Annotated in this window: 23 protein-coding genes; 12 read left to right on the forward strand and 11 right to left on the reverse strand. The window is 56.2% G+C overall.

Annotation, left to right across the window (positions count from 1 at the left end):
• Positions 1-39 precede the first annotated feature (39 nt).
• On the reverse strand, positions 40-768 hold the full coding sequence (gene trmD, locus V6D20_22355; GenBank protein HEY9818523.1) for a tRNA (guanosine(37)-N1)-methyltransferase TrmD: 729 nt from the start codon (positions 766-768) through the stop codon (positions 40-42).
• 651 nt (positions 769-1419) lie between these two features.
• Here trmD and V6D20_22360 point away from each other — a divergent pair.
• Positions 1420-2271 carry a cyanophycinase gene (locus V6D20_22360; GenBank protein ID HEY9818524.1) on the forward strand — a complete coding sequence of 284 codons (852 nt, stop codon included), beginning with the start codon at positions 1420-1422 and terminating at the stop codon, positions 2269-2271.
• Positions 2272-2291: 20 nt separating this feature from the next.
• Here V6D20_22360 and V6D20_22365 read toward each other — a convergent pair whose 3' ends face one another.
• Positions 2292-2426: a hypothetical protein gene (locus tag V6D20_22365; GenBank protein HEY9818525.1), complete on the reverse strand. Its 135-nt coding sequence runs from the start codon at positions 2424-2426 to the stop codon at positions 2292-2294.
• Positions 2427-2753: 327 nt separating this feature from the next.
• Between V6D20_22365 and cphA the strand changes: the two genes are divergently transcribed.
• The 5 genes from cphA to V6D20_22390 all read left to right on the forward strand — a co-directional run bounded on the left by cphA (position 2754) and on the right by V6D20_22390 (position 9588).
• Positions 2754-5510, forward strand: a complete 2757-nt coding sequence (gene cphA / locus V6D20_22370; GenBank protein ID HEY9818526.1) for a cyanophycin synthetase — start codon at positions 2754-2756, stop codon at positions 5508-5510.
• A gap of 135 nt (positions 5511-5645) precedes the next feature.
• A complete protein-coding gene (fabG, locus tag V6D20_22375) occupies positions 5646-6344 on the forward strand; it encodes a 3-oxoacyl-ACP reductase FabG (GenBank protein ID HEY9818527.1) in 699 nt (232 codons plus the stop codon).
• 67 nt (positions 6345-6411) lie between these two features.
• On the forward strand, positions 6412-8481 hold the full coding sequence (locus V6D20_22380) for a protein kinase (protein ID HEY9818528.1): 2070 nt from the start codon (positions 6412-6414) through the stop codon (positions 8479-8481).
• Positions 8482-8524: 43 nt separating this feature from the next.
• Positions 8525-8653 carry a hypothetical protein gene (locus tag V6D20_22385; protein HEY9818529.1) on the forward strand — a complete coding sequence of 43 codons (129 nt, stop codon included), beginning with the start codon at positions 8525-8527 and terminating at the stop codon, positions 8651-8653.
• 68 nt (positions 8654-8721) lie between these two features.
• Positions 8722-9588, forward strand: coding sequence for a branched-chain amino acid ABC transporter permease (locus V6D20_22390; protein HEY9818530.1), 867 nt, complete (start codon positions 8722-8724; stop codon positions 9586-9588).
• A 101-nt stretch (positions 9589-9689) separates the two neighbouring features.
• Here the strand turns inward: V6D20_22390 and V6D20_22395 are convergent, their stop codons facing one another.
• Positions 9690-10913 (reverse strand): HhoA/HhoB/HtrA family serine endopeptidase, encoded by a 1224-nt coding sequence (locus V6D20_22395; protein ID HEY9818531.1) that lies wholly within the window; start codon positions 10911-10913, stop codon positions 9690-9692.
• Between the two features lie 348 nt (positions 10914-11261).
• On the reverse strand, positions 11262-12350 hold the full coding sequence (locus V6D20_22400) for a tetratricopeptide repeat protein (GenBank protein ID HEY9818532.1): 1089 nt from the start codon (positions 12348-12350) through the stop codon (positions 11262-11264).
• A gap of 140 nt (positions 12351-12490) precedes the next feature.
• On the opposite strand from V6D20_22400, the gene V6D20_22405 reads away from it, so the two are divergent.
• Positions 12491-12823, forward strand: coding sequence for a YbjQ family protein (locus V6D20_22405; GenBank protein HEY9818533.1), 333 nt, complete (start codon positions 12491-12493; stop codon positions 12821-12823).
• Here V6D20_22405 and V6D20_22410 read toward each other — a convergent pair.
• The 4 genes from V6D20_22410 to V6D20_22425 form a co-directional block, all read right to left on the reverse strand.
• On the reverse strand, positions 12804-14021 hold the full coding sequence (locus V6D20_22410) for a glycosyltransferase (GenBank protein ID HEY9818534.1): 1218 nt from the start codon (positions 14019-14021) through the stop codon (positions 12804-12806). The genes V6D20_22405 and V6D20_22410 overlap by 20 nt on opposite strands.
• A 274-nt stretch (positions 14022-14295) precedes the next feature.
• Entirely contained in the window at positions 14296-16203 is a 1908-nt protein-coding gene (ilvB, locus tag V6D20_22415; protein HEY9818535.1) for a biosynthetic-type acetolactate synthase large subunit, read from the reverse strand.
• A 263-nt stretch (positions 16204-16466) separates the two neighbouring features.
• Entirely contained in the window at positions 16467-17027 is a 561-nt protein-coding gene (locus V6D20_22420; protein ID HEY9818536.1) for a hypothetical protein, read from the reverse strand.
• A 222-nt stretch (positions 17028-17249) separates the two neighbouring features.
• Positions 17250-17648, reverse strand: a complete 399-nt coding sequence (locus V6D20_22425; protein HEY9818537.1) for an AbrB family transcriptional regulator — start codon at positions 17646-17648, stop codon at positions 17250-17252.
• Between the two features lie 636 nt (positions 17649-18284).
• Between V6D20_22425 and V6D20_22430 the strand changes: the two genes are divergently transcribed.
• The 5 genes from V6D20_22430 (at position 18285) to hemL (ending at position 24236) form a co-directional block, all read left to right on the forward strand.
• The gene (locus V6D20_22430; protein ID HEY9818538.1) at positions 18285-18728 is read left to right on the forward strand and encodes an RrF2 family transcriptional regulator; all 444 of its coding nucleotides are present in this window, start codon (positions 18285-18287) and stop codon (positions 18726-18728) included.
• 209 nt (positions 18729-18937) lie between these two features.
• A complete protein-coding gene (bchD, locus tag V6D20_22435) occupies positions 18938-21007 on the forward strand; it encodes a magnesium chelatase ATPase subunit D (GenBank protein ID HEY9818539.1) in 2070 nt (689 codons plus the stop codon).
• Between the two features lie 202 nt (positions 21008-21209).
• Positions 21210-22001, forward strand: a complete 792-nt coding sequence (locus V6D20_22440; protein ID HEY9818540.1) for a carbonic anhydrase — start codon at positions 21210-21212, stop codon at positions 21999-22001.
• 70 nt (positions 22002-22071) lie between these two features.
• Positions 22072-22716, forward strand: coding sequence for a class I SAM-dependent methyltransferase (locus tag V6D20_22445; protein ID HEY9818541.1), 645 nt, complete (start codon positions 22072-22074; stop codon positions 22714-22716).
• 218 nt (positions 22717-22934) lie between these two features.
• Entirely contained in the window at positions 22935-24236 is a 1302-nt protein-coding gene (gene hemL / locus V6D20_22450) for a glutamate-1-semialdehyde 2,1-aminomutase (GenBank protein ID HEY9818542.1), read from the forward strand.
• Between the two features lie 276 nt (positions 24237-24512).
• Here hemL and V6D20_22455 read toward each other — a convergent pair whose 3' ends face one another.
• From V6D20_22455 to V6D20_22465, 3 genes are read right to left on the reverse strand one after another with little or no spacing between them, the layout of a single operon-like run.
• Positions 24513-25076 (reverse strand): hypothetical protein, encoded by a 564-nt coding sequence (locus V6D20_22455; GenBank protein HEY9818543.1) that lies wholly within the window; start codon positions 25074-25076, stop codon positions 24513-24515.
• A 44-nt stretch (positions 25077-25120) separates the two neighbouring features.
• Positions 25121-26140 carry a hypothetical protein gene (locus V6D20_22460; protein HEY9818544.1) on the reverse strand — a complete coding sequence of 340 codons (1020 nt, stop codon included), beginning with the start codon at positions 26138-26140 and terminating at the stop codon, positions 25121-25123.
• A complete protein-coding gene (locus V6D20_22465) occupies positions 26127-26870 on the reverse strand; it encodes a hypothetical protein (GenBank protein HEY9818545.1) in 744 nt (247 codons plus the stop codon). Before V6D20_22465 ends, V6D20_22460 begins: the two co-directional genes overlap by 14 nt.
• Positions 26871-26882: the final 12 nt, after the last annotated feature.

Genomic DNA, 26882 nt, shown 5'->3' on the forward strand with positions numbered 1-26882 from the left:
CACCGATCGCCTTCTATCAATTGCCTTCTAGCACCAGACCTAATCGCGATCGCCCGCTTCCCCGGGTCGCTCCTGGGATCGCTGCCATGCTTCGAACAAGTCAGGACGGCGATCGCGGGTTCGTTGAAGCTGCTGCTGCCGTCGCCACTGAGCGATCGCCCCGTGATTGCCCGATCGCAGCACCTCCGGCACCGTCCAGCCCCGAAAATCCGCCGGGCGGGTGTATTGGGGATAGTCCAGCAGCCCATCCTCAAAGCTTTCATATTTCAGAGAATCGGTTTTACCCACCGTGCCCGGCATCAGGCGAATCACGCCGTTAAGGAGGGCTAGGGCCGGAATCTCGCCACAGGTGAGCACAAAATCTCCCAAGGACACCTCACGGGTCACTAAATTCAGCACCCGTTCATCGACCCCTTCATAATGTCCACAAATGCAGACCAACTGGTCATAATCACTCGCCAGGGCTTGGAACAGCGGCTGGGTCATGGGCTGCCCCTGGGGTGTCATCAACAGCACCTCCCGCCGAGGCAGATCGGGCAAGGACTCTACCGCAGCAAAAATCGGCTCCGGCTTCATCAACATGCCGACACCGCCGCCGTAGGGTTCATCATCTACCCGATGATGCTTGTCCGTAGTGAAATCCCGGGGATTGGTGAGATGCACCGCAGCAATTTGGTTGGCGATCGCTTTCCCCAACAGTCCTGACTGCAGGGGAGATACAAAGAAGTCTGGAAATAGCGTAATAATGTCAAATCGCACAGGGAGCATCCCACGTTTGCAAGTCTGTCCCATCCCCCAGTCCTTGCTCCCAAAACGGGAGAAGGGGAGCCGGATTCAAAGTCCCTCTCCCTGCCTGGAAGAGAGATTTAGGGTGAGGGCTACGAAACTGGGTGCCCCCAATCGCACAGCCCAGCCATACGTTCCTCAACCCCAAATGCCCCTTATCATCCCATATTCGCTGGACATCAAAACCGTAAACCTTCGGGTCAATTCTACAGAATATTTAAACAAGGGTTAAAAATCTGGGATGATGCCTATTGAAGCAACATGCTCCAGCATGGTTTCTGTCAACGGTGGGTCTTAAAACCTGGATGTTCCCGAAGGCTGGTTCAGTCTCACGCCATCCATTAAGCCTCTGACCCTGACACAATCCTCACAGTTTCTGGTCGGAGAGGATTCAGCCCTGTGCTTCAAGGGCCTAGTCTCCAGCGTTCGCGGTAAGATGCCAATACCAGACGGTATGCTGCTGAAGCCCCTGGGCTCTACCAGTGAGCATCTCCGTGGCGGCGGCGAAACCCATTGTTTCCCTCCCTACACAATGAACTCTGTTCAAGCCTAGGCCACCCCATGGACAGCCCCTTGTCTTCTATCCGCAGGTTGCTGGAGCGATTGATCACCTTCAAGCCTAAGCACAGTATCATGCTGCAATTAGAAACCGAATCTCTGACGCAGAGGATGCCCAAGACTACCAAAGCAGCCGTCATGGTCATTGGCGGTGCAGAAGATAAAATTCACGGTCGCCAAATTCTCCAAACATTTTGGAGCCGAGCTGGCGCGTCCAATGCCCAGATTGCCATCATTCCCTCCGCATCTCGCGAGCCGGAAGCCATTGGCGATCGCTACCGCACCATTTTTAACGACATGGGCGTCAAAACCATCGAGGTACTCGACATTCGCGAGCGGGATGATGGCAATAAGCCTGAATGGCAGGACTTCATTGAAACTGCCACGGGAGTTTTTATTACCGGCGGTGATCAATTGCGGCTCTGTGGTCTGTTATCGGATACTCCGATTATGGATCGGGTGAGAATGCGCGCTCAGCTTGGCGAAGTTACCCTAGCAGGCACCAGCGCCGGAGCCGCCATCATGGGACACCACATGATCGCGGGCGGCGGCAGTGGCGAATCGCCCAACCGGGCCTTGGTAGACCTCACGACCGGCCTGAGCATTTTGCCCGAACTGGTGGTGGATCAGCATTTCCACAACCGCAACCGCATGGCTCGGCTGATGAGTGCGATCGCCACCTATCCTGACAAGCTGGGCATTGGTATCGATGAAGACACCTGCGCCATGTTTGAGGGCAATGACCTCTTTCAAGTCATCGGTCGTGGCACCGTCACCATTGTTGATCCTGGGCAGATGTCCTACACCAATCAACCCGATGTGGGCATGACCGAACCCTTGAGTATGCACCACCTCAAAGTTCATATTCTCAGCCATGGCGATCGCTTTGATCTCCATCAACGCATCCCTCTGCCCGCCCATCCCTAGTTCCTCCCATCGCCTACAGTCTAGGTGCGATCGCCACCCGTCCTATCCAAGATGGCTGGAACGAGTCCCCCACGGATGTCACCTACTAATGACTTGACGGCTAGATTCAATTGAAATTTTCCCCCAATCTGCATAAGAATAGGGGAAGTGTTCACGCTGGCTGCTCAACGGATGCCGCACCGAGCAGCCCTCTGAATCTAGGGCCGTTTTGGATACCATTCAACCCTATGCCCCAAGGCAAGATGCGGCTCAATGACGCTCCTCGTTAGCCGCAAACATGTTCATGATGGACAGTTTGCAGGGTTTTATGTCATTGAGACTAGACATAGAAGCAGCTATCAAGCGATCGCGGCTACCTTGCACTAACACCCCCGCGGCCGACCTGCGACCCTTCCCTGAGCATCCAACCTGTCTAGTTCCACTTCGCCCACCCGCCGCCTACCTCCCACCCTCCGCTACTGAGAGAGTCGCCAACCACTGTTATGAAAATTCTTAAAACCCAGACCCTACGAGGCCCAAACTACTGGAGCATTCGCTATGGCAAATTAATCGTCTTACGCCTAGATCTAGAAGACGTTGCCGATCGCCCCACAAGTGAGATACCAGGCTTCTACGAGGGACTGCACCAGGCACTGCCAAGTCTGATGGAACACTTCTGTTCCCCTGGCTGCCGTGGAGGGTTTCTCTCTCGGGTTCAAGAAGGTACCATGATGGGGCATGTGGTGGAGCATGTGGCGCTGGAGCTACAAAGCCTGGCAGGCATGGATGTAGGATTTGGGCGCACCCGCGAAACCAGCACCCCCGGAGTCTACCGGGTGGTCTTTGAATATATCGACGAGCAGGTCGGGCGCTATGCTGGGCGGGCCGCCGTGCGCATGTGCCAAAGCATCATCAACGAAGGTGTTTATCCAGCCGAAGAGCTGGAGCAAGATCTCGTCGATCTACGCGACCTCTGGGCCCAAGCATCCCTCGGCCCCAGCACCGAAAATATTGTTAAAGAGGCTGATGAACGCGGCATTCCTTGGGTGCAGCTAGGTGCAAGGGCGATGATTCAGCTCGGTCATGGCGTCAACCAACGGCGCATTCAAGCCACTCTCAGCAACAACACCGGCATTTTGGGCGTGGAGCTAGCCTGCGATAAGGAAGGTACCAAGAGCATTCTCAAAGATGCCGGGGTTCCCGTACCGCGCGGGGTTGTGATCTATTACCTCGATGAACTCAAAGATGCCATCGACGATGTAGGCGGCTACCCCATCGTTATCAAGCCCCTAGACGGCAATCACGGCCGCGGTATCACCATTAACATCAACTCTTGGGAAGAAGCCGAGGCCGCCTACGATGCGGCCCAAAAGACCTCCAAGACCCACGCGGTCATCATTGAGCGCTACTACCTCGGTCAAGACCACCGCGTTTTGGTGATCAATGGTCAGGTCGTCGCCGTAGCGGAGCGCGTGCCTGCCCATGTAATTGGGGATGGCCGTTCCACCATTAGCGAGCTGGTGGAGGAAGTGAATCGCGATCCCCGTCGAGGTGATGGTCACGCCAATATTTTGACTCGTATTGAAGTCGATCGCACCACCTGGCAACTGCTCGATCGCCAAGGCTATACCTTGGACACCATTCTGAAAACAGACGAGGTTTGCTATCTGCGAGCCACTGCCAACCTCAGCACCGGCGGCATCGCCATCGATCGCACTGATGACATTCATCCAGAAAATGTCTGGCTAGCCCAGCGGATCGCCAAGATCATTGGCCTCGACATTGCCGGCATTGACGTCGTCACCACCGACATCACCCGCCCCCTGCGAGAGGTAGATGGCGTGGTCGTTGAAGTGAATGCTGCGCCCGGCTTCCGGATGCACTTCTGCCCCAGTGTAGGTCTACCGCGCAACGTGGCAGCTCCCGTGCTAGACATGCTCTACCCACCCGGCAGCTCGTCTCGCATCCCCATCGTGGCGATTACCGGCACCAATGGTAAAACCACCACCACCCGACTGATTGCCCACATTTTCCGGCAAACCCAAAAAGTGGTGGGCTACACCACCACCGACGGCATTTACATCAACGACTACGTGGTAGAACGGGGCGATACCACCGGGCCGCAAAGCGCTCAGGTAATTTTACAAGACCCCACCGTGGAAGTGGCGATCCTGGAAACAGCTCGGGGCGGTCTGCTGCGATCGGGTATGGGCTTCAAGGACTGTGATGTGGGCGTGGTGCTCAACGTGGCGGCAGATCACCTAGGCATTGGCGATATCGACACTGTGGAAGATCTCGCTCACCTGAAAAGCGTTGTCGTGGAAACGGCGCGGCCCAATGGCTATGCGGTGCTGAACGCCGATGATCCCTTAGTTTCCGCTATGGCTAAGCGGGTGAAGGCTCAAGTCGCCTACTTCTCCATGCATCCCGACAATGAACTGGTGCGATCGCACACCCAGCAGGGCGGATTGGCAGCGGTCTACGAAAATGGCTACCTCTCCATCCTCAAAGGCGACTGGACTCTACGCATCGAGCAGGCGATCAACGTACCGCTGACCATGCACGGCCGCGCTCCGTTCATGATTGCTAATGCCCTAGCCGCTAGCCTGGCTGCCTTTTCTCAAGGCGTCAGCATTGATCAAATTCGGGCGGCCCTGCATAGCTTCCAAGCCTCGGTGGATCAAACGCCCGGCCGCATGAACCTCTTCAACCTTGGCGACTTCCATGCCTTGATTGACTATGCCCACAACCCAGCTAGCTACGAAGCCCTAGGTAGCTTTGTACGCAATTGGCCCGGCGATCGCATCGGTGTCGTGGGTGGGCCCGGCGATCGCCGCGATGAAGACTTTGTCACCTTAGGTCAGCTTTCTGCCAGCATCTTCGATCGGATTATTGTCAAAGAAGACGACGATACGCGGGGACGCCCCCGCGGCAGCGCTGCTAACTTCATCATCGATGGCATCCGCCACGTCAACCCCGAGTTTCCCTACGAAGAAATTTTGGACGAGGTGACGGCGGTGAACACGGCCCTCGATGCAGCACCCAGCGGCAGTTTAGTGGTGATCTTACCGGAAACCGTCAGCCGTGCCATTCAGCTCATTGATCAACGGCGACCGATCACCGAATCAACTGAGCTACAGCGATCGCCCCAGCAGATGGCGGAGCATACCGACAACGATCAAGCGGCCACACCCACCGCAGAACCGGATCCCTCGGTACAATCCAGCACCGACTATGTGCCCTCCAATAGTTCGCTGTAAAACAGGGCGCTGTAGATTCAGGGTGAGGGCGATCGTTGGGTAAGAGGGCGATCGCCCTTCCACATCCGGCTAGATTTTGCAGCTTTTCCCCATTCTTGGTCACAATGAGAGTGACCGATGTAGGGGATCTTCACCATGAACCATAAGCATGTTTTGCTCACCGGCGGTACGGGCGGTCTGGGGCTAGGGGTGACGCCAGCCGTCTTACGTCAGGGTGTTGCCTCGCTCACCATTCCCTATCGCAATCCTCAGGAAGTGGAGCGCCTCAAGGGGCGACTATCTCCCGGCGATCTGGCCCGCATCCAGTTTGTGCCGGTGAACTTACTAGACGAAGCAGCGGTGGAACAGATGGTGAACCGTATGGAGGCCGTGGATGTAGCTATTCATCTGGTGGGCGGATTTTCCATGGGCCCCACCCACAGCTATGGCTATGACCAATGGCAAAAGGACATTGCCCTCAACCTTTCCAGTACATTTTTGGTTTGCAAGCATAGCCTGCGGCGGATGCGGGAAACGGGCTATGGGCGGATCGTGACCGTGGGGTCGCGCGGGGCGGTGGAACCGGGAGCTCAGTTGGCCGCCTATTGTGCAGCCAAGGCGGGAGTCGTGGCGTTGACGAAAGCGATCGCTGCGGAAACCAAGGGCACTCGGATCACGGCCAACGTGGTGCTGCCCAGCATCATCGACACCCCCAGCAACCGCAACGACATGGGCACAGAACAGGTGAAGCAATGGGTGGATCCAGCTTCCTTGGCCCAGGTGATTTGTTTCCTGGCCTCCGAAGCAGCGGGGGATCTGCGGGGTGCTGCCATTCCGGTGTACGGCGATAGTTGACGTCTGCAGTCAGGAATGACGAGGCAAAAGTCCGTAGAATTCCTTAGAGACCCCCGAGGACGCAATCATGACGTTACTGTGTAGCAATGGCCATACCAACCCAGTCGATAGCCGATTTTGTTGCATCTGCGGTCAGGCCTTAGTCGCCCCCAAACGCTCGGCTGACAAGCTGTTGGGGCAGCGATACCACATTGAGCGGGAACTAGGGCAGGGGGGCTTCGGACGGGCCTATTTGGCTCTGGATACCTATCGATTTAATGAACCCTGCGTCCTCAAAGAATTTGCGCCGCTGGTGCAGGGCGATCAGGCCTTGAAAAAGGCCCAGGAACTTTTTGAGCGGGAAGCCGGCGTGCTTTATGAACTCCAGCATCCCCAAATTCCTAAGTTTCGGGAAATGTTTCGGGCGGTGGATGGAGAAAGCGATCGCCTCTTCTTGGTTCAAGACTATGTCGATGGGCGCACCTACCGCAGCTTGCTGAACAGTCGCCGCGACGAGGGACGCTATTTCAGCGAACTGGAAGTTTTGCAACTGATGACCCAGCTCTTGCCGGTGCTGGACTATATCCATAAGCTAGGTGTCATTCACCGCGACATTGCTCCGGATAACCTGATGCTGCGGTTTGATGATCAACTGCCGGTGCTGATCGACTTTGGCGGCGTCAAACAAGTGGCAGCGATCGCCTCCCAATATTACAATCCCAATCATCCCGTCCCTGCCCTCACCCGCCTCGGCAAGGTAGGCTATGCACCCCACGAGCAAATGGAACGGGGCACCGCCTCCCCCGATAGCGACCTCCATGCCCTAGCGGTGACCATGCTGGTGTTGATGACCGGCGAAGAGCCCCAGGACTTATTTCAAGGATCGGTGCCATGGACGAGCAAGGTGGCCCTCAGCCCCCATCTCACCCAGATTTTTCAGCGCATGCTGTCGCCTCACCCCAGCGATCGCTACCCCTCTGCCCAAGCCGTCCTGCAGGCCCTGCAAAGCACCTTGTCTGGAGGAACGCCTGGATACATCACCCAACCGCCAACTCCAACGGGCCCCAGTCCCTCATCGGTGCCCACCGCTCCCCCAAGCCATACTGCCCCGACCTACGTCCCGACCCACACCCCAACCTACGCTGCTTCACCGGTCACCGGCCGCAAATCTGGATCTGGCATCTGGGTCTGGCTACTGTTGATCCCGGTGATCCTCGGCGCAGGGACGGGCGGCTGGTGGCTAGCCAATCGCTTACTGTTGCCGGTGGATGAACCCTTCTCACCGGATGCGGGAGCTGTGGATGAAACAGAGCCGGAAGTGTCCTCAACTCTTCCTCCTGAGGAACAGGCCCGGCAGGCGGCCTTAGGCGAACGACGGCGACAGTTGGGGGTAGACTATGCCTTCCTGGTGAACCTCACCAACCAAACCTTTTTCGATCGCTATCCCGACCAGCGGGGGCAAACACTTTCCGATAGTCCTGAGGATGCCGACGGGCGATCGCAATGGACAGCGATTGCCTCCGAATGGCTCGACCAACTAGAAACTCACCTCAGTCCTACAGCACGGCAACGGCTTGGCCAATTTACGGCGGCAGATCGCGATCGCTGGCGGCAACAGGTGAATGAGCAGTTTGTCAGCGGTCGCGCCCTCAATGACCTCACCGACGCTCGCTTTTTCCACCTCTGGCCCGAGCAGCAGGGGCAAGACTTTCTGGAAACACCCATGGGCCAGGTCTGGCAAGCGATCGCCTTCGATTATGTAGACGCCATTGAACAGGGTACCGTGCTAGAGGAAGTTGTCTTTGAAGCAGGACAATTCAGCTCTGACCTCAGCGATCGCCTAGATCCCGGAGGCGGGCAGATCTATATCGCCAACTTGGGGGAACAGCAGTTTTTGCGCCTCGCCCTGCAAGCCCCGTCCGACAGTACGCGGCTATCGCTCTACCTACCGCGCCCCACTCCCGAACAACCGGTGCTGCTCGAAGATTCTTCCGACATGGTTTGGTCAGGGCAACTACCCCAAACCGGCTACTACGAAGTGGTGGTGGTATCTCGCCATGGAGAACCTTTGGACTATCAGCTATCCCTAGCGGTCGATAACATTTCCACAGAACCCATCGAGACCCCCGACCCCGATGAGGAGCCCCCCAAAAATTAAGCCGTCCCCGACGATCGTCCCATCTGCAAGGTCATCGTTTAAGATGCCTCAAAGTCCCTCGCCCTCTGGGAGGGGGATTTGGGGTGAGGGCAACATGGAGCAGGCCATCTACACATTGGTATCCGATCTGCAAAAAGCGATCGCCCTCCTAACCTGTGTCAACATCTCCTAGGGGCCACGCTTTGCAAACAGCCACAGGTCTTGGACAATGAGGACTTATACCGTTTGGCATATTAACCCATGAGTCCAGACCTCATCCAGCTTTTGGTGAACGGCATTGCGGTAGGCAGCATCATCGCCCTCGCCTCCGTTGGGCTGACCTTCACCTACGGCATTTTACGCCTCGCCAACTTCGCCCATGGCGACTTGATGACCCTCGGTGCCTATCTCACCCTCGTCGCCAACCTAAATGGGTTAAATATTTGGCTTGCCATGGTTGTGGGAGCGATCGGCACCATTCTAGTTGCCCTGCTCTGCGAACAATTGCTCTGGAGGCCCATGCGCGATCGCCGCGCTACCCCCACCACCCTGATCATTATTTCCATTGGACTCGCGCTATTTCTGCGCAATGGCATCATTCTGTTCTGGGGCGGCAGCAACCAAAGCTATGACCTACCGATCACCGCTGCCCTCGACGTCTGGGGCATACGCATCAAGTACTACAACCTAGTTGTCGTAGCTCTATCCGCCGTGGTGATTTTGGGGCTACATTATCTGCTGCAGCATACCAAAACAGGTAAAGCCATGCGCGCCGTCGCAGATAACATTGACCTAGCCCGCATCTCCGGCATTGACGTGGAAAGGGTGGTGATTTGGACTTGGGTAATCGCCACCGGTCTAACGGCCCTAAGCGGTGGCCTGTATGGTCTAATTACTGCCGTGCGTCCCAATATGGGCTGGTTCTTAATTTTGCCTATGTTTGCCTCAGTCATCCTCGGCGGCATTGGTAACCCCTACGGTGCCATTCTGGGAGCGCTGGTGATTGGCATGGCTCAGGAACTCAGCGTGCCGCTTTTGGGAGCCCAATATAAGCTAGGAGTTGCCCTAGGCATGATGATCTTGGTACTTCTTATTCGCCCCCAAGGCATCTTTCGCGGCACGATGTAGGAATCTGGATCTGGGACCATGGGAAAGATCCCCGATGTTTTTAAAAACATCGGGGATCTGTAGTCCAACCCGTACCTTCACAGCCACGGCTCAGTGAGCTGCTATCCCTGCTGCATATCTTGTAGATCGCCAGGACGGACGGTGATGGTTTGGGTATTGCCGTTGCGAATCACCCGCAGGCGCAGGGGTTGACCAACGCTGCTCCGTTCTACCGTGCGTTGGAGGTCTTCAGCCGTGGTAATGGTCTGCCCATCAATGTCCGTAATCACATCGCCGCGCCGTAGCCCAGCTTCCGCCGCAGGACTGTTGGGCATCACCCGCATCACCAACACCCCATTTACTTCCGGGAGTTGAATAGCGGCGTTCGGATCGTCATTGGACTGTTTCGCGAGGTCAGCGGTGAGCGATCGCATTTGGATGCCGATGTAGGGATGGGGAATGGTTTCCCCACGAGCTAGCTGATCTTTGATGGCCTTCACCGCATCGATGGGAATGGCAAAGCCGATACCCTCTGCATCGGCACGAATGGCGGTGTTGATGCCAATCACCTCACCTGCTTGGTTCAACAACGGCCCGCCCGAGTTACCAGGGTTGATCGCCGCATCAGTTTGGATGAAGTCCAAGCGCTTGTCGGGAATACCGATTTGGGCGCTGGAGCGATTCAAGGTGCTGACGATGCCCAGGGTGACCGTATTGTCCAAGCCTAGGGGATTGCCCACCGCGATCGCCCAGTCCCCCACTTCCACATCGCTGGAATTACCCAGGGGCGCAACCGGCAGATCACTGCCATCAATTTTGACCACTGCCAAATCGGAGGGTTCATCCACACCCCGCACTTCCCCCTGAAGGGTGCGGCCATCCTTGAGTGTGACACTGACGCTATCGGCACCGCTCACCACATGGGCATTGGTAAGCACAATACCGCTGGCATCAACGATAAACCCAGAGCCTTGCCCCTGCTGGCGATATTGTTGGGGCATCTGGGAGGGAAAATTGTCGCCAAAGAATTGCCGAAAGAAAGGATCATCAAAAAACGGATCGGTTTGAAACCCAGTAGACACGGTACGTTCTGTGTCAATCCGCACCACGGCTGGGCCAACCCGCTGCACCGCTGCGGAGACAAAATTGTGGCCGCCTCGCACCTCCGTGGGGGTCGGCACCTGGGCGGCAGGAACTTGGGCGATCGCTGGACTAGCCAGAGCCGCAACCGATCGCCCACCAATCACCTGAAAGCTAACGCCCACAAATACCAAACCTGCTAGCAACGACAGGACAAGGGTTCTGAGACCTTGCTTCATACCAATCCTTGCCTTAATTCGCTTCATCCAAACCATACTCTGCTCTCCACAGATGAAACCATTGACCTCGCATCACGCCCAGCAATATTGCCCAGATAGGTTGCGGTGCGCTTGTACAGCTCTCCTGACCAGCTTTGCCTGTAGATAAGATGGCAGAGCGATCGCCGGAGCCGTTGCATGTACCTTCTTAGAATTATTTTCGATCAGGAGAGTTCCTGGCATCGGGGGATAACCGAATCGTCAGTCCGGCGATCGCCATGGCTTCGATCCCTGCCAACTCTCCCACCATCGACCGAGCCAGGGCAAGACGCAGACCTAGAGCTTATGGATCCATGCCCATCTCTTCAACAAACTCTAGGCCCACAAAGGCGATCGCTACTGCAACTCGTTGAGCATCTCTTCTGTTTTCGCAACGCCTTCAGCGTTGCCTTGCTGACGGTAGAGCTCTAAGGCGGTTTCAAACACCGTCACCGCATCATAGGACAGCGCTCGCTGAATGAGTGCCTCCCCCAAGCCATAAAATCCGTCTGGATCGTTAGGCGCTAATTCGGTATAGCGGCGATAGGCAACGCTGGCCCAGAGGGGATTCTCGTCCTCCAAGAGCGCGCTGCCCAACAGCCGATAGGCTTCGGGCATATCTGGCTGAACGCGGGTGGCTTGCTGATAGGCAGCGATCGCTGCGGTCAGATCACCTTGGGCGCGACGGATATCACCCACTTGGAGATGGGCCCGCCCATTACGGCTATTCCGACGAATCGCTTCCTCAAAGGCCGTGAGCGCTTCTGGCATGTTCCCTAAGTTCACTAGAGCAATGCCCAGGTTGAGGTAGGAGTCGCTGCGGGGGGTAATGGCAACCGCTTGCTGTAAGGCAGAGACGGCCTCTTGGTGTTGCCCTTGCTGGATGTAAGCCACACCCTGATATTCATAAGCTCGACTATCATTAGGACGCAGAGACTGCAACTGACGCAGGGCCGTTAGAGCTTCATCGTAGCGTTCTGCCCGCACCAGCACCACCCCTAAACCGAGGAAGGCGTCGCTGTAGTCCGACGATAGCTGGGTAGCACGGCGATAGGCTTCGGCAGCGGCGTCATAGTTCCCCAGATTTGCCTGGCTATAGCCTAGGGCATAGTAAAAATCAGCATTGTCCGATTCCAAGGCGATCGCCTGCTCATAGGCGGCGGCAGCTTCTTGATAGTCACCTTGATTGGCATAGGCAAAGCCGATACCGGAGTAGATGCGAGCATTATCTGGCTCCAGGGCGATCGCCTGCTGGTACACAGCCAGAGCCGCGCCATAATCTCCCGCGGCCACCAGGTCTCGTCCTTCGTCTAACAGGTCATTGAGCTGTTCATTACCGCTCGATGCTTGACTGATGAGTACCGGGGGCGATTGGGCCCAGACCGGGAGGGCGATCGCCTGCGTGGCCATCAAAACACTTAGGGTCAATGCAATTCGGTTTACCATGGGTATAACTCTAGCTCCTCAATGCTGCTAGTTTACGTCGCTCGTTCAGCCCATCCGGTTAGCTTCGGTGGATTTATGGGGCATGAAACGGGACGTGAATGGTTCGTTGTGGGAAGATGTATCGTTAGTGAATGTAGCCTATGATCTTAACAACAACTGACGTCCTTCAGGGACAAATTGTGGACGCCTATCTAGGAATTGTTACCGCTGAGGTGGTCTACGGCAGTAATGCGCTGCGAGACTTCTTTGCTGGCATCCGCGACATCATTGGCGGACGTACCGGCAGCTATGAGCGCGTCTTCGAGAAGGGGCATCAGGATGCACTCAAAGAGTTGGAAGAACGAGCAGCCCGCCTAGGAGCCGATGCGGTGATCGGCATTGAAATCGATACCGGCACCATCAACATCGACGATCGCGGAGCGCTGTTGCTAGTCACCGCCAGCGGCACGGCGATTAGGCTTCGGGCGCAGTAACCGTAAACCCCATCTGGGCTAGCCCCTGGCGCAAACGATGGGCTTCCACCGGATTCTGAGCTTGGTGGAGGGCGATCGCCTTTTGAAATGCAGCCAATCCTTCGGGCATTTTCCCTAGCTTAAAAAGGGTTACGCCTAGGTTTTGGTACGCTTCGGCATAGTCGGGCTGGAGTTGAATCGCTTGGTCATAGTGGGCGATCGCCTCTGGAAACCGACCCATGCCCTTCAGGGTCAAACCCAAGTTGTAATGGCCGATGGCAAAGTTGGGGTCAATCTCCACCATGGCACGAAAGGCCGCCTCTGCCCCCGCCAGATCTCCCGCCGCCCGCCGCAGACTACCGAGGTTGTTGTAGGCTCCTAGCTTTAAAACCGGAAAAATAGCTTGCTGAATGGCCGCTTGATAATGCTGGGCCGCTTGATCAACATGGGTGAGCTGGCTGTAGGCAATGCCCAAGTGGTAGTGCAGCTCATAGGCCACCGATGGATCCAAGTTGCTCTCTTGCAAACCTCGCTCCAACAATTCCACCCCATCCCGCACCCGCTCCATCTGCACATAGAGCGCCCCTAATTTACTACAGGCATAGGGATCGCCGGGGTGGGTGACGAGAAATCGCTCCATGGCCAGCCGCGCCTTGTTCAGCTTATGGCGACTGGCGATCGCCTCTGCCGTATAGCCGTGGTGCAACATGGCGACGCCGGGAAGGTTGGCCACCGTCCAGTGAGCCTCTTGGCGCATCAACTCCGCCACGCTATCGTCCACCATGGCATGGTAAGGCCGGGAAAAAGACAGCCTAGGATGGCGGCGAAAGAGGCGAGATACCAAAGAATAAGGCGATTGGGCTGCACCAATTTCCTGGCGCACTAAATTCACCACCAAGCCATTGGGATCAGCGATCGCCTCCCGCAACCGCGCCCCCACCCCAGGAACCAGTTGTTCATCCGCATCCAGCACCAGCACCCAATCCCCCGTGGCATGAGCGAGACAGGCATTACGGGCCGCCGCAAAGTCATCACACCACAGAAAATAATGCAGCTTAGCCCCGTAGGCTTCCGCAATATCCGGCGTGTCGTCTGCCGAACCGGTGTCGAGAATCACCAGCTCATCCACCACATCCATGACGCTATCCAGACAGCGCCGCAGATTCTCTTCCTCATTTTTGACAATCATGCACAGGCTTAGGGTGGGTGCCTCACTCATGGTGTATGCCTCAACAAACGGCTTGGATCTCCTTCCACAGGATCGATCAACTCTGGGACAGGACAGCGCACCCCCACCACAAACAATCCCAACGCTACAGCCCCATAGGAACATGACATGTAAAACCATGTCCCCATGACTCAGCTCTGGATAAGAACATCCCAGGGACTACGCTGGCTGAGCGAAGCCGTTTGTCCTGAGGACAGGCTACGCCAACGTGAAACGTCTCCCTTCGGAAGAAAGCCACAACCCAACCATCGCCCCTGCCAAACCCTTAAAGCTTCGTGCCACACTCCGAGCAGAAGCGATGAGTAGGCTCATTCGCATGGCCACAGCTCGAACAAACAGCCGTCGTCGGTGCCGCCTCAGATCCCGCCAGTGTCGGCAACCCCAGCATTTGATCATTGCTCTTGCCGGGAGCCACCATGGGATAGCAGTTTTCATCACGGCAAACCCGCACATCCATCAGCACCGGACCGTCATGCTCCAGCATGATAGCGATCGCCTCTGCCAGTTCTTCACGGGTATTCACGACCATACCCTTAACCCCAAAAGCCTCCGCCAGCTTCACAAAATCGGGCATACCCGGCTGCATATTCGACGACGAATAGCGCTCGCCGTAGAACGTTTGCTGCCACTGACGCACCATACCCTGCCAGCCGTTGTTAATAATCACGGTCTTGGCGGCAATGCGATACTGCGCCAAGGTCGCTAGCTCCTGCAAATTCATCTGGAAGCTGGCATCACCGCTGATACAGATCACCTGCTCATCCGGCAGCGCCATCTTCGCGCCCATCGCTGCCGGCAGACCATAGCCCATGGTGCCTAGCCCAGCGCTGGAAATCCAACGACGCGGGCCATTTTTAAGGAACTGGGCCGACCACATCTGATGCTGTCCCACATCGGTGGTGTAGTAAGCATCGGGAGCCTGACGGCTAAGCTCCACAATCACCTCTTGGGGCGACAGTTGATCGGCATAGTAAGGCACCTGCAGCGGATAGTCATGCCGCCATTGGTTAATGCGGTCTAACCAGGCTTGGGTTTGGGCAGGCTCAGGCTGAATGTGGGAGTCGAGGTCGCGCTGTAAAAGACCACTCAACACCTGACGCACATCGCCCACAATGGGCACATCCGGAATGCGATTCTTACCCACTTCTGCCGGATCAATATCCACATGGATGACCTTCGCCCGAGAGGCAAACTCATCCAGCTTGCCGGTAACTCGGTCATCAAACCGGGCTCCCACCGCAATCAGCAGGTCACATTCACTCACCGCAAAGTTGGCATAGGCGGTGCCATGCATCCCCAACATACCGACGGCAAGGGGATGGTGTTCATCAAAAGCGCCCTTGCCCATCAAGGTGGTGGTGACGGGTATACCGTAGCGCTCGGCTAAGGTACGAATTTCTCCATGGGCCGAGGCAGCGATCGCCCCTCCCCCCACATACAGCAAAGGCTTCTTAGCTTGGCGGATCAGGCTGAGCGCTTGGTTAAACTGACGCGGATTGCCCTTCACCGTTGGCCGATAGCCCGGCAGGTTTACATGCCCCGGCTCCACCGGCACATAGTCAAATTCCTCCAGCCCCACATCCTTGGGCACATCAATCAACACCGGCCCCGGCCGCCCCGTCGCGGCAATGTAAAAGGCTTCCGCCACAATCCGGCCCATGTCTGCCGGATTGCGCACTACGTAGGAATGTTTCACGATTGGCAGGGTAATGCCAAAAATATCGGTTTCCTGAAACGCATCGGTGCCGATCGCAGCCCGAGACACCTGCCCGGTGACCACCACCATGGGAATCGAGTCCATCTGGGCTGTAGCAATACCGGTAACGAGGTTCGTTGCGCCGGGGCCAGAGGTACCGAAGCAAACGCCTACCTGCCCGGTCGCCCGAGCATAGCCATCGGCCGCGTGGGAGGCACCTTGCTCATGGCGCACCAAAATATGCTGGATACCGCCGGCCTCCTCAGCCCGATAGAGTTCATCGTAAATAGGCAGAATGGCCCCGCCGGGATAGCCAAAAATATGCTTGACCCCATGACGGCGTAGGCTATCGATGAGAGCAAAGGCTCCGGTGACCCGTACCGACGACGAAGAAGTGGACGTCGGGCTCGATACGGTGGATGAAAGGGCGCTTTTGGTTGCAGTGCTGTTGGAATGCATGGAGAAAGCCTCAGCCATAGCCAGTGTGGACGGATGAAAGGACAGACCTGGATTTTCAGAGAATTGTTAATATTTCAGTCTAATGCCGATGCTTTGATGCTGTCGAGGGTCAGAGGGATGAAGTTTAGTATTCTCAACAACAGTTTTTTGTCCATCGGCTTGCCATACTCCCTTAATTTGCATCTTACCCTCGAACACCTTTTTCCTTACAGAGACTGTTACGCAGGTGGTTAGCAACTGCTGACATGGTTCCGCCCAAGATCGCGTCCCAATCCTAAAGGTCAGACAGGAGGTGCAAGATGCGAAGCCAGGGACTGCCGCAGCCAAGCCGCAGCCGTGGTGCGTTCAGCAGGCAGGCCGATCGGGCAAGACGGCTGACCCAGTGCCGGACGGACGGCCCAGCCCGTTGCCGTATGGGGCGATCGCCATAGATTTAAATGAGCCACCGGTGGATCGGCATAGAAGCCATGGGTCGTGCCCCCAAAGGGACAAGAACTCCAGTGGGTGAAGGCATCATGGCTGACACGATAGACCGGGAAAGGCGCATAGAGCGGTACCCCCCAACCATCCACAGCAATCAACTGCTGCAGAGGATAGCCCCGAGCATACCAAGCCCAAGCGACACCGATCGCCCCCACCACCCCCGCGCTAAACGCCAACACCGTCAGTGGGGAGGATAGATCGGGCTGCGATCGCATCAAAACATCCCACCCATGCGCAGCAGAATAGGGAGGCTGATCCGCCGGAACAATTAGCGGTTCGGGGAGCGATCGCCCCAAGTCGTCGAGCAACCCTTGGGTGAGATGGGGGTCATGGATGCCAGGACAAATCAAGAGAGTCACCTGGACTGCACCTCCCACAGCCTCAGGTGTATCCCACGTTGGCACATCTGTCCCTCATCCCCCAGCCCCTTCTCCCAAAAACGGAGAAGGGGAGCCGGATTCAAAGTCCCTCGCCCTTCCTGGGAGAGGGATTTAGGGTGAGGGCTGCAAAACTGGGACACCCCCCACAGACGCTCTCTCAGATCAAGGCACTGCTGGTGAGAGCGATCGCCTAGATGAAGACTATGCTTCATCCTCCTCCATCCCTTGACCATTCACTTGTTTAAGACGAATGTGCTTACGTCCTAAAGAAATTTCAAACTCATCCCCAGGCTTGAGATCCATTTGCTTGGTATAAGCCGAACCAATGAGGAGGTTACCGTTAGCCTGTACTGTAATTCGATAGCTGGCGCTGCGCCCACCGCGGCCATTCTGACCTTGTTTTCCATCTAGTTCAATGCCCTCTGCTTCGATCAGAGCATTGAGAAACTTCATCATATTAACCCGCTCTACTCCACCCTTCGTAACGGTGTAGTAACCACACTCTTTTGCAGTTTGGTCTTTAGGCAAATGCTCTAATTCCTTGACCTTGGCTAAGAGTGCTTCGCCCGTTAGCAGCTCGATCTTCTTCTTTTTACTCATTCACTTACTATCGCGATCGTCAATCAACAAAAAGTAGAAACGGCACGACACCATCGGAAGCAGAAGGAATCCTTCTAACCCTGCACCCAACTGGAGACTGGCTCTCCCTCTTTTGACATCCATCAGACAAAAGAGCCAATCCCGTTTACCACCCATGTCAAACAAGGATCAGAATTTAGAGGAAGACGATAAAGAAGCCTATTGCCAAGATGAAATGCTTCTCATCTAAAGGTCTTCAGACGGTATTCAATTGATGGTACTAAGAGAACTTTCTAAGGCGATCTTCGTCTACGAACCTACTGCGCTCTTGCTACCGTTCCTTCGATCTATATTACACCTATAAACTTACCGTCTCATGCTAATTTCTATTAGTTTTGCTTAAAAAGAAGCTTGGTCTTGTAAGTTTACAAGCTTGGAGAAATGCAGAACTTACCATTGGCTTTGATAGGATTGGTCGTGCAATGCAGAGACGCGATCGCTCCCTGATTTATCATTCCCTGTCTGCCAAAAACAATCTGTTCATCGGCTTAGCCTAGGTTGTCGAAACAGGGGATGAGAAGGATGACCTAGTCATCGGTGAGTAACGGCGGGCAACAGCTAGCGCGTATGATCAAGATCGTTGACTGCGGTGCCCCTATGAAGCTCACCACCCGCGGGCACTATAGTGTGAAAGCCCTCCTAGATTTAACCTTTCAGCCCAACTACGGCCCTGCATCCGTTCGGGCGATCGCCCAACGGCAAGATCTACCGCCCCCCTACCTCGAAAAGCTGCTGATTCAGCTACGGCGGGCGGGACTCGTGGAATCAGTGCGCGGAGCCCATGGTGGCTATCGTCTAGCGCGATCGCCCGCCAGCATTTCCCTCGGGCAGATTCTAGATGCCGTAGGCGAAACCGTAGAGCCCTTGCCGCGTCATCTTCCCAGCGCCGATCATGCCCAAGACTGGGTCACCCATACCATTTGGCACCGGCTCCACGAAACCATGAAGCAGGCGCTCTACACTGTATCGCTCGAAGATCTGTACTACGACGCCCGCAGTTGGCAAGCTGCCCAGGGAGAGGCGATCAGCTTTGTGGTGTAGCATCGCTTCGCTGAGTCTGGTTGCTGATCGGCAGTTTGTCATGTTTCATCCGGCTCTGAACCTCACGCTACCGATACCTAACCGAATACCTAGATAAGGACTGCGCTAGATCATCTCAACGAGGTTGGTGGGGCAGACAGCGATCGCCCTCCCCTAGGGTTTTCCTGTATGCTAGTTAACTGCACCCATTGTGATGACTGAATTTGACCATGGTCGCCCTTACTCGCTCGTCCACTGCATTTCCTTTATCAGCCGTTGTTGGTCAAGAGGCCATTAAGCTAGCGCTGCTGCTGGCGGCAGTTGATCCAGGGTTGGGCGGTGTGGTAATTGCCGGGCGGCGAGGCACAGCAAAATCAGTGATGTCCCGCGCTATCCATGCTCTCTTGCCGCCCATTGAGGTGGTTCAAGGCTCCTGCTGCAACTGCGACCCCCTCCACCCCGATCAGTGGGATGACGACACCCTACAGCGGTTGGCCGACCTGCCCCCCGTAGAGTCAACAGATGGTCTTGCACCTCCCTGTCCCCTACCCACCGAGATTGTACCGGCACCCTTCATCCAGATTCCCCTCGGCGTCACGGAGGATCGCTTGATTGGGTCTGTAGATGTGGCCCAGTCCATTCAGCGGGGAGAGACGGTGTTCCAGCCGGGGCTGTTGGCGGAGGCAAATCGTGGCGTTCTGTATGTCGATGAAATTAATTTGCTGGATGATCAAATTGCTAACCTGCTGCTGTCGGCCTTAACCGACGGGCGCAATTTGATTGAACGGGAAGGCATCAGTTTTCAGCATCCCTGCCGACCTCTGCTGATCGCCACCTACAACCCCGAGGAGGGAGAGTTGCGATCGCATCTTTTAGATCGCATTGCCATTGCCCTATCCGCCGATGCGGTGCTGGGGTTGGATGAACGGGTGATGGCGGTGGAGCAGGCCACGAGCTATGCCGAAACGCCCCAGGCCTTTCTGGCCCAGTATGACGAAGAGCTAGATGGTCTCAAAACCCAAATCTTGCTGGCGCGGGAATGGTTGAAAGACGTTCGGATTAAGCCAGACCAAATTGCCTACTTGGTGAACGAAGCCATGCGGGCAGGGGTGCAGGGGCACCGAGCCGAACTGTTTGCCGTGCGGGTGGCCAAGGCCCATGCAGCTTTTGATGGCCGGGTGGATGTCACCGCCGACGATCTGCGCCGAGCCGTGGAGTTGGTGATTGTGCCCCGAGCTACGGTGGTACAAACGCCGCCGGAGGAAGAACAGCCCCCGCCCCCACCGCCACCGCCCAACCAGCCCGATGCCTCGGATCAAGATCAGGACGAGCCCGAAGATCAAGAGGAGCAGGAGGAAGAGCAGGACGAACCGGAGGATCAGCAAGAAGAGGAACCGCCGGGCGTGCCGGAAGAGTTTGTCTTCGATCCAGAAGGGGTGATTCTCGACCCTAACGTGCTGTACTTTGCCCAGATGGCCAACCGTCAGGGTAAGTCGGGTTCCCGAGGCATGATTTTCTCCGAAGATCGGGGGCGCTATATCAAGCCCATGCTGCCCCGCGGTCAGGTGCGCCGCATTGCCGTGGATGCTACCCTGCGATCGGCCGCGCCCTACCAAAAGGCCCGCCGGGAACGCCAGCCCAACCGCCGGGTGATTGTGGAACAGTCGGATATTCGCGCCAAGCGCCTGGCCCGCAAGGCCGGATCCCTGGTGATTTTTGTGGTGGATGCGTCGGGTTCTATGGCGCTGAACCGGATGCAGTCGGCTAAGGGGGCGGTGCTGCGGCTGTTGACCGAGGCCTACCAAAACCGCGATCAGGTGGCGCTGATTCCCTTCCGGGGTGAACAGGCCGAGGTGTTGCTGCCCCCAACCCGATCGATCGCAGCAGCCAGTCGACGGCTGGAGCGAATGCCCTGCGGCGGTGGATCGCCCCTGGCCCACGGTCTCACCCAGGCGGTACGGGTGGGCACCAATTCCCAAAAGTCTGGCGATGTGGGACAGGTGGTAATCGTGGCGATTACTGACGGCCGAGGCAATATTCCCCTAGCGCGATCGCTGGGTGAAACCATTCCTGAGGGCGAAAAGCCCAATATTAAGGAAGAGTTGCTGGATATTGCCGGGAAGGTGCGCGCCACAGGCATGCAGCTTTTGGTGATTGACACCGAGAATAAATTTGTCTCCACCGGCTTTGCCAAGGAGTTGGCGAAACAGGCCGGCGGCAAGTACTACCATCTGCCCAAGGCCAACGATCAGGCGATCGCTGCCATGGCCATGGGGGCGCTGTCAGATCTGCGATCGTGATGGTGGTCTAATCAATCGGTTCAGGCATCCTAATGGGATGACCCGTGAGTCGATGTGTTGCGATCGCCAAAGTGCAGGACAATAGTAGGCATAGATCAAACACGGGGGAGCGATCGCCCGGTTTTGGGCAAAGACGATCTGGCGGTGAGCAAGGGTTGCTGGATCCGTTGCCCGCAATCATTATGGAAGGACACCGGTTGCTATGGATAAGCTAATTCGAGGGCTGCGCAACTTTCAAACCCAGTATTTCTGTCAGCATCGGGAGCTGTTTGAGCAACTGGCCCACGGGCAAAAACCTCGGGTGCTGTTCATCGCCTGTTCCGATTCTCGGGTGGAACCCAACATCATCACCCAGACGGACATCGGGGATTTGTTTGTCATCCGCAATGCGGGCAATATTGTGCCCCCCTACGGCTCCACCAACGGCGGTGAAGGAGCATCCATTGAATATGCCATTCACGCGCTGAATATCGAGCAGGTGGTGATCTGCGGTCATACCCACTGCGGAGCCATGAAAGGTCTACTCAAGCTCGACAGCATTCGAGATACCATGCCCCTCGTGTGCGACTGGCTGAAACATGCCGAAGCTACCCGTCGCCTGATCCGCGAGAACTATTCCAACCTAGAAGGCGAGGAGCTGGAAGACCTCACCGTGGCGGAGAACGTGCTCACCCAAATTGAAAACCTGAAAACCTACCCGGTGATCCATTCTCGACTGTCTCAGAAGAAGATTAAGCTTCATGCCTGGGTCTACAACATTGAAACCGGCACCGTCATGACCTACGACCCCGAGTCCCACGGCTTTACACCGGTCAACGATGAACATCCCATTTGTTCTATCGAATTTTCTCCCACGGAGTCGCCCTCGGTGCGTAGAGACAGTGGGGTTCCTGCCGCTGCTGCCAGCCGGGATCCCAAGCCGGTGTACGAATCATCCTGGCTGCCTCCCGAGCAACTAGAGCGCATCTATCGCGGGTCTACCTCTCGGCATTAATCTAGCGATTAGCGATCGCTGTCCTAGATTCACCGCCAGAGGTCGATCGTCACCCTTCATCGTTGAACCTATGGTTACCAACCGCTGGACATCTGCTGACCATGCGCTGCAATATCTGCGCCGGGCCGATTCCCTTCCCCATCGCACCGAAGGGGAAGGAGTGCTTTTAGATCACGTCCCCCAGGATGTTCGGCGCATTCTGGATATTGGTACCGGCGATGGGCGACTGTTGGCGCTGCTGAAATGCGATCGCCCCCAGACCCAAGGCGTGGCCCTGGATTTTTCCCCAACCATGCTAGAGGCGGTGCGATCGCGCTTTGCCGACGACGCCACGGTGGAGATTGTGGCCCATAACCTAGAGGAACCGCTGCCGGAACTGGGCACCTTTGACGCCATTGTCTCTAGCTTTGCCATTCATCACCTCGGGGACGCCCGCAAGCGATCGCTCTACGGTGAAATTTTTGATCGCCTAGAGCCGGGGGGCATCTTCTGCAACCTAGAGCATGTCTCGTCTCCCACGCCCCGATTGCATGAGCAATTTCTGCGATCGCTGAGCATCGATCCCAAAGACGACGATCCGTCTAATCAGCTTTTGGACGTTGAAACCCAGCTCACTTGGTTACGGGAGATTGGCTTTGATGACGTAGACTGCTATTGGAAATGGCTAGAAATGGCGCTGTTGATGGGCGTCAGGCCCGCCCTGTCGGCATCCTGATCGACCATCGGTTAAAGATTATCGCGAAGATTCTTGCGATCGCCAGGATCAGTCGATGCCAACGATAGGATAATAGGAAGATTCTGAACACCGATTCCACTCTGTCATAACCGTGGAATAAAGGGTGACCAGGGGAGCGATCGCATCCCCACTGGCGATCCGCGTCAGACATCCCGCTGAGAATTGACCGTGAGGCGACTAGTTTTAAGGAGAGTGTTTTGGTTACCAGCCCTGTTTTTACAACCACAAAATCAGAAGAAATCTTTGCCGCCGCCCAAAAACTCATGCCCGGTGGCGTGAGTTCACCAGTGCGGGCCTTTAAGTCCGTGGGAGGGCAGCCGATTGTCTTCGACCGCGTCAAAGGTGCCTACATCTGGGATGTAGACGGCAATCAATATATTGACTACGTCGGCACGTGGGGCCCCGCCATCTGTGGTCACGCCCACCCCGACGTATTGGCGGCTCTCCATGATGTGCTCGACAAAGGCACCAGCTTTGGCGCACCCTGCTACCTAGAAAACGTGCTGGCAGAAATGGTGATCGACGCCGTACCCAGCATTGAAATGGTGCGCTTTGTCAACTCCGGCACTGAAGCTTGTATGGCCGTGCTGCGCTTAATGCGGGCCTTCACCGGTCGCGACAAGATCATTAAATTTGAAGGCTGCTACCACGGTCACGCCGATATGTTCTTGGTGAAGGCCGGATCTGGGGTTGCCACCCTCGGTCTGCCCGACTCCCCCGGCGTCCCCAAGGCAGCTACCCAAGCTACCTTGACCGCGCCCTACAATGACCTGGAAGCAGTAAAAGCCCTGTTTGCCGAGAATCCCAACGAAATCGCTGGGGTGATCCTAGAACCCGTAGTGGGCAACTCCGGCTTCATTCCCCCCGATGCCGGTTTTCTGGAAGGACTGCGGGTGCTCACCCAAGAACATGGCGCGCTGCTAGTGTTCGACGAAGTGATGACCGGCTTCCGCATTGCCTATGGCGGTGCCCAAGAGCGTTTTGGCGTCACCCCTGACCTCACCACCCTCGGGAAAATCATCGGCGGCGGCCTACCTGTGGGAGCCTACGGCGGTCGGCGCGACATCATGGACATGGTGGCTCCGGCTGGGCCCATGTATCAAGCGGGCACCCTATCGGGCAACCCCCTAGCCATGACGGCGGGCATCAAAACCCTAGAACTGCTGCGCCAGCCTGGCACCTACGAGCAGCTCGATCGAATTACCAAGAAGCTAGCTGAGGGGATGCTGGCGATCGCCCAAGAAACGGGTCACGAGGCCTGCGGTGGGCAAATCAGCGCCATGTTCGGCTTCTTCTTCAACGCTGGCCCGGTGCATAACTACGAAGATGCTAAGACGTCGGATCTAGCCAAATTTGGTCGCTTCCATCGCGGCATGTTGGAACAAGGCGTGTACCTGGCTCCATCCCAGTTTGAAGCCGGCTTCACCTCCTTGGCCCACACCGACGAGGACATCGATCGCACCCTAGAAGCAGCGCGTACTGTGATGTCGAAGCTGTAGGGTTCTATCCAGTTCAGCCCATCATCGTCCTATTAGTTAGCTGATGTCCAGTTCCCCTGGTTGACTGATAAAACTCCGAAAACCCTCACCCCAAACCCCTCTCCCGTTCTGGGAGAGGGGCTTTGAAAGCACTTTCTTGCTCCCCTTCTACCCTTGTGGGAGAAGGGGCTGGGGGATGAGGGGAAACGCTAGGTCAACCAATCACCCTAGCCCTCTCCCATATTTGGGAAAGGGCTGGGATGAGGGGTAGATCGGGTAGCCTAGCTAGATGTGAAATCACTCCTCGCGCTGTACAAACTCAGCGGTATTCACGACATCGCTGGGAGCGTAGTCAATCCGGTAGTTGGCGATCGCGATCGTTGCATCGATCTCATCCGTGGCACCTGGAAAAGCGGCGATCGCTGCTTCTGGATTGCTGAAGCAAAACCACAGACGGCGTTCATCAAAGTCAAAGCGCGGAAGCGATGAACGAGTTTCATCCACATTGAAACAGGGCGTTCCCTCCAGTGCGCCTGGAAACAGAAACTCCGGGTCGTAGATGCCGCTCACCGTCGTGGTGCCCTCAAACTCAGCCCAGCCTGAAATAATCTGATTGTTGTCACCATGGAACATCACCTCAAGACCGGTGAGTTCTAGCCCAGCAATGCGATCGCCCACCTGGACAGCTTGAGGATCAAACGAGGTAGGCTGATTCCCATCATCTGCTGGCTCATCCTCAGGAGGCACCTCAGGCACCGGGGGCAATTCGGGCGGCACATCGGAAGGCTCTCCACATGCCCCTAGTCCCCCAATAAGACTAGCTAAGCACCAGCCTAGACCACGTTGAACATTGAGCCTCATACATTATTCTCCCTATCGTTATTGCAGCTAGGCATCACAACCCGTTACTGCAACCCCAGCAGCCAGCCCGCCAGCGATCGCCCTCGGCTTTGGGGCGTGATCAACTGGTGCCACACCCAGCGCACCGTCCAGCGATTGAAGCGAGGCAACACAGAGGCACGGCAAAAACTCCAGATCATCATCAGTCCCACAGAGGCGATCGCGCCTAGGGCAAGCTGTGGCAAGGCCAGCAACGGTTCAGTCACCAAAAGAGGCAGGCTGTGCCCACAGTTCACCAGAAATACAGACAGACTGCCTCCAACCATAATTTTATCAATGTAAACAGAGATACTCAGGCGCAGTTGATGCAGCAGTTGTCCTGAGAGCCAGTGGTGAACGGCAATCATCTCCCCACAGCGGGGATGACTGAGGGCATGATGGCTAATTTGCTGGAGCAGATCGCCATCAATGGATAGCACCGTGCGCACCACCCGTTGGGCGTCCCCATCCTTGCCGTCATGGTAGACCGTACAAAAGCTCATACCAGACTGGGCATAGGCGATCGCCCTTGCTCTTGTTCGGCGATAGGTTGGCGGAATCACCTGATACAGAGTTGCCTGGCGAATTGTAGAACGGAGCTGATCTGGCAGTTGAGGAGCACGCTTTTGATGGCAGGCTTCGGTCAGCCGATCTAGCCCAACCGGGGTGAAATGAAACTCGAATTCACCATGTTCCGCCGTAATCAACACCTGTTCGCCCACCGGCATGGCTAGATCAGATGAGGCGATCGCCTGTCTCTCCGTGGCCGTCGTCTTAGACCGAGGAGCCATCCTGCGTCCCAGCCATTGCCCCAGCCCCTTGCCACCTTGCACCAAGCCCACCCGTAGCACATTCAAGGTTTGCCCTAGCAAAATGCCCACAGCTTTGAGCTTAATGGATAGGCGGTATCCCCCCTGGATAACCGTCACCGTGCGGCTAACCGCAGCCAAGGCATCCCGAATGGTCAGCGATCGCTCTTGTTCCAGAGGAGCAAACCCAAGTTGGTACGGCACCATGAGTTTCGAGGGAGGGTCAGATTGGGTCATTGGGCGATTGCGAACGGCCTGTGTCACTACCAGGGCGCAAAATCACACGTTGCACCAAGTCAAATAAGAATTTGAGCAACTCTCGCCAGTTGGATTCTCCTGATGTGACAGCTTCGCTATGCACATGAATCAGAAATTCCTTATCTTGAGCCGAGAGGCGATCGGAAAACAGTTGTTCATGAAACCGGTTGATGACATCGCCATCTAATTGAATCACCGTTTGGGCGTAGATAATATCCGTAATGTTGTTTTGATCCGCCCGCTCCCCACCCATAAGAGCTTCCATTTCACTCAGCTTGCGCAAATTTCGGAGAAACTCACCATCGGATAGCAGCATCTCTACAATGGGCTGATCGGTCGGATTGTTAGGATCCGGCACTATATTTACCGAGGTCATCCCCATTTTCTGCATACAGTCCTTACAAGAACTCTGCAGGCTGCGCCGCAGGGGTTGATACTTACTAGACTCCCCATGACTGTGATACATGACGTACAGATCTTGATAGGCTTCCTCCGGCAAGAACTTCGCCCCAGTAATTGTTGAAACAACCATCGTATTCACTTCTAGAGCCGTGATGTCATTAAGCACCTCCGCTAGCGCATTGGCAAATCGCTCAATTTGCTGAACTGCGCCCCGAACTAGCGAATTTGGCTGTGCCTGAGCAGCCGATCGCGGGGTAGGCGGAATGGCGGAAACGGGAGGCGTTGAACGAGATCTCGAGGATGTCATCGGTGAATGTCC

It is taken from the genome of Candidatus Obscuribacterales bacterium, from assembly GCA_036703605.1.
Taxonomy (GTDB): domain Bacteria; phylum Cyanobacteriota; class Cyanobacteriia; order RECH01; family RECH01; genus RECH01.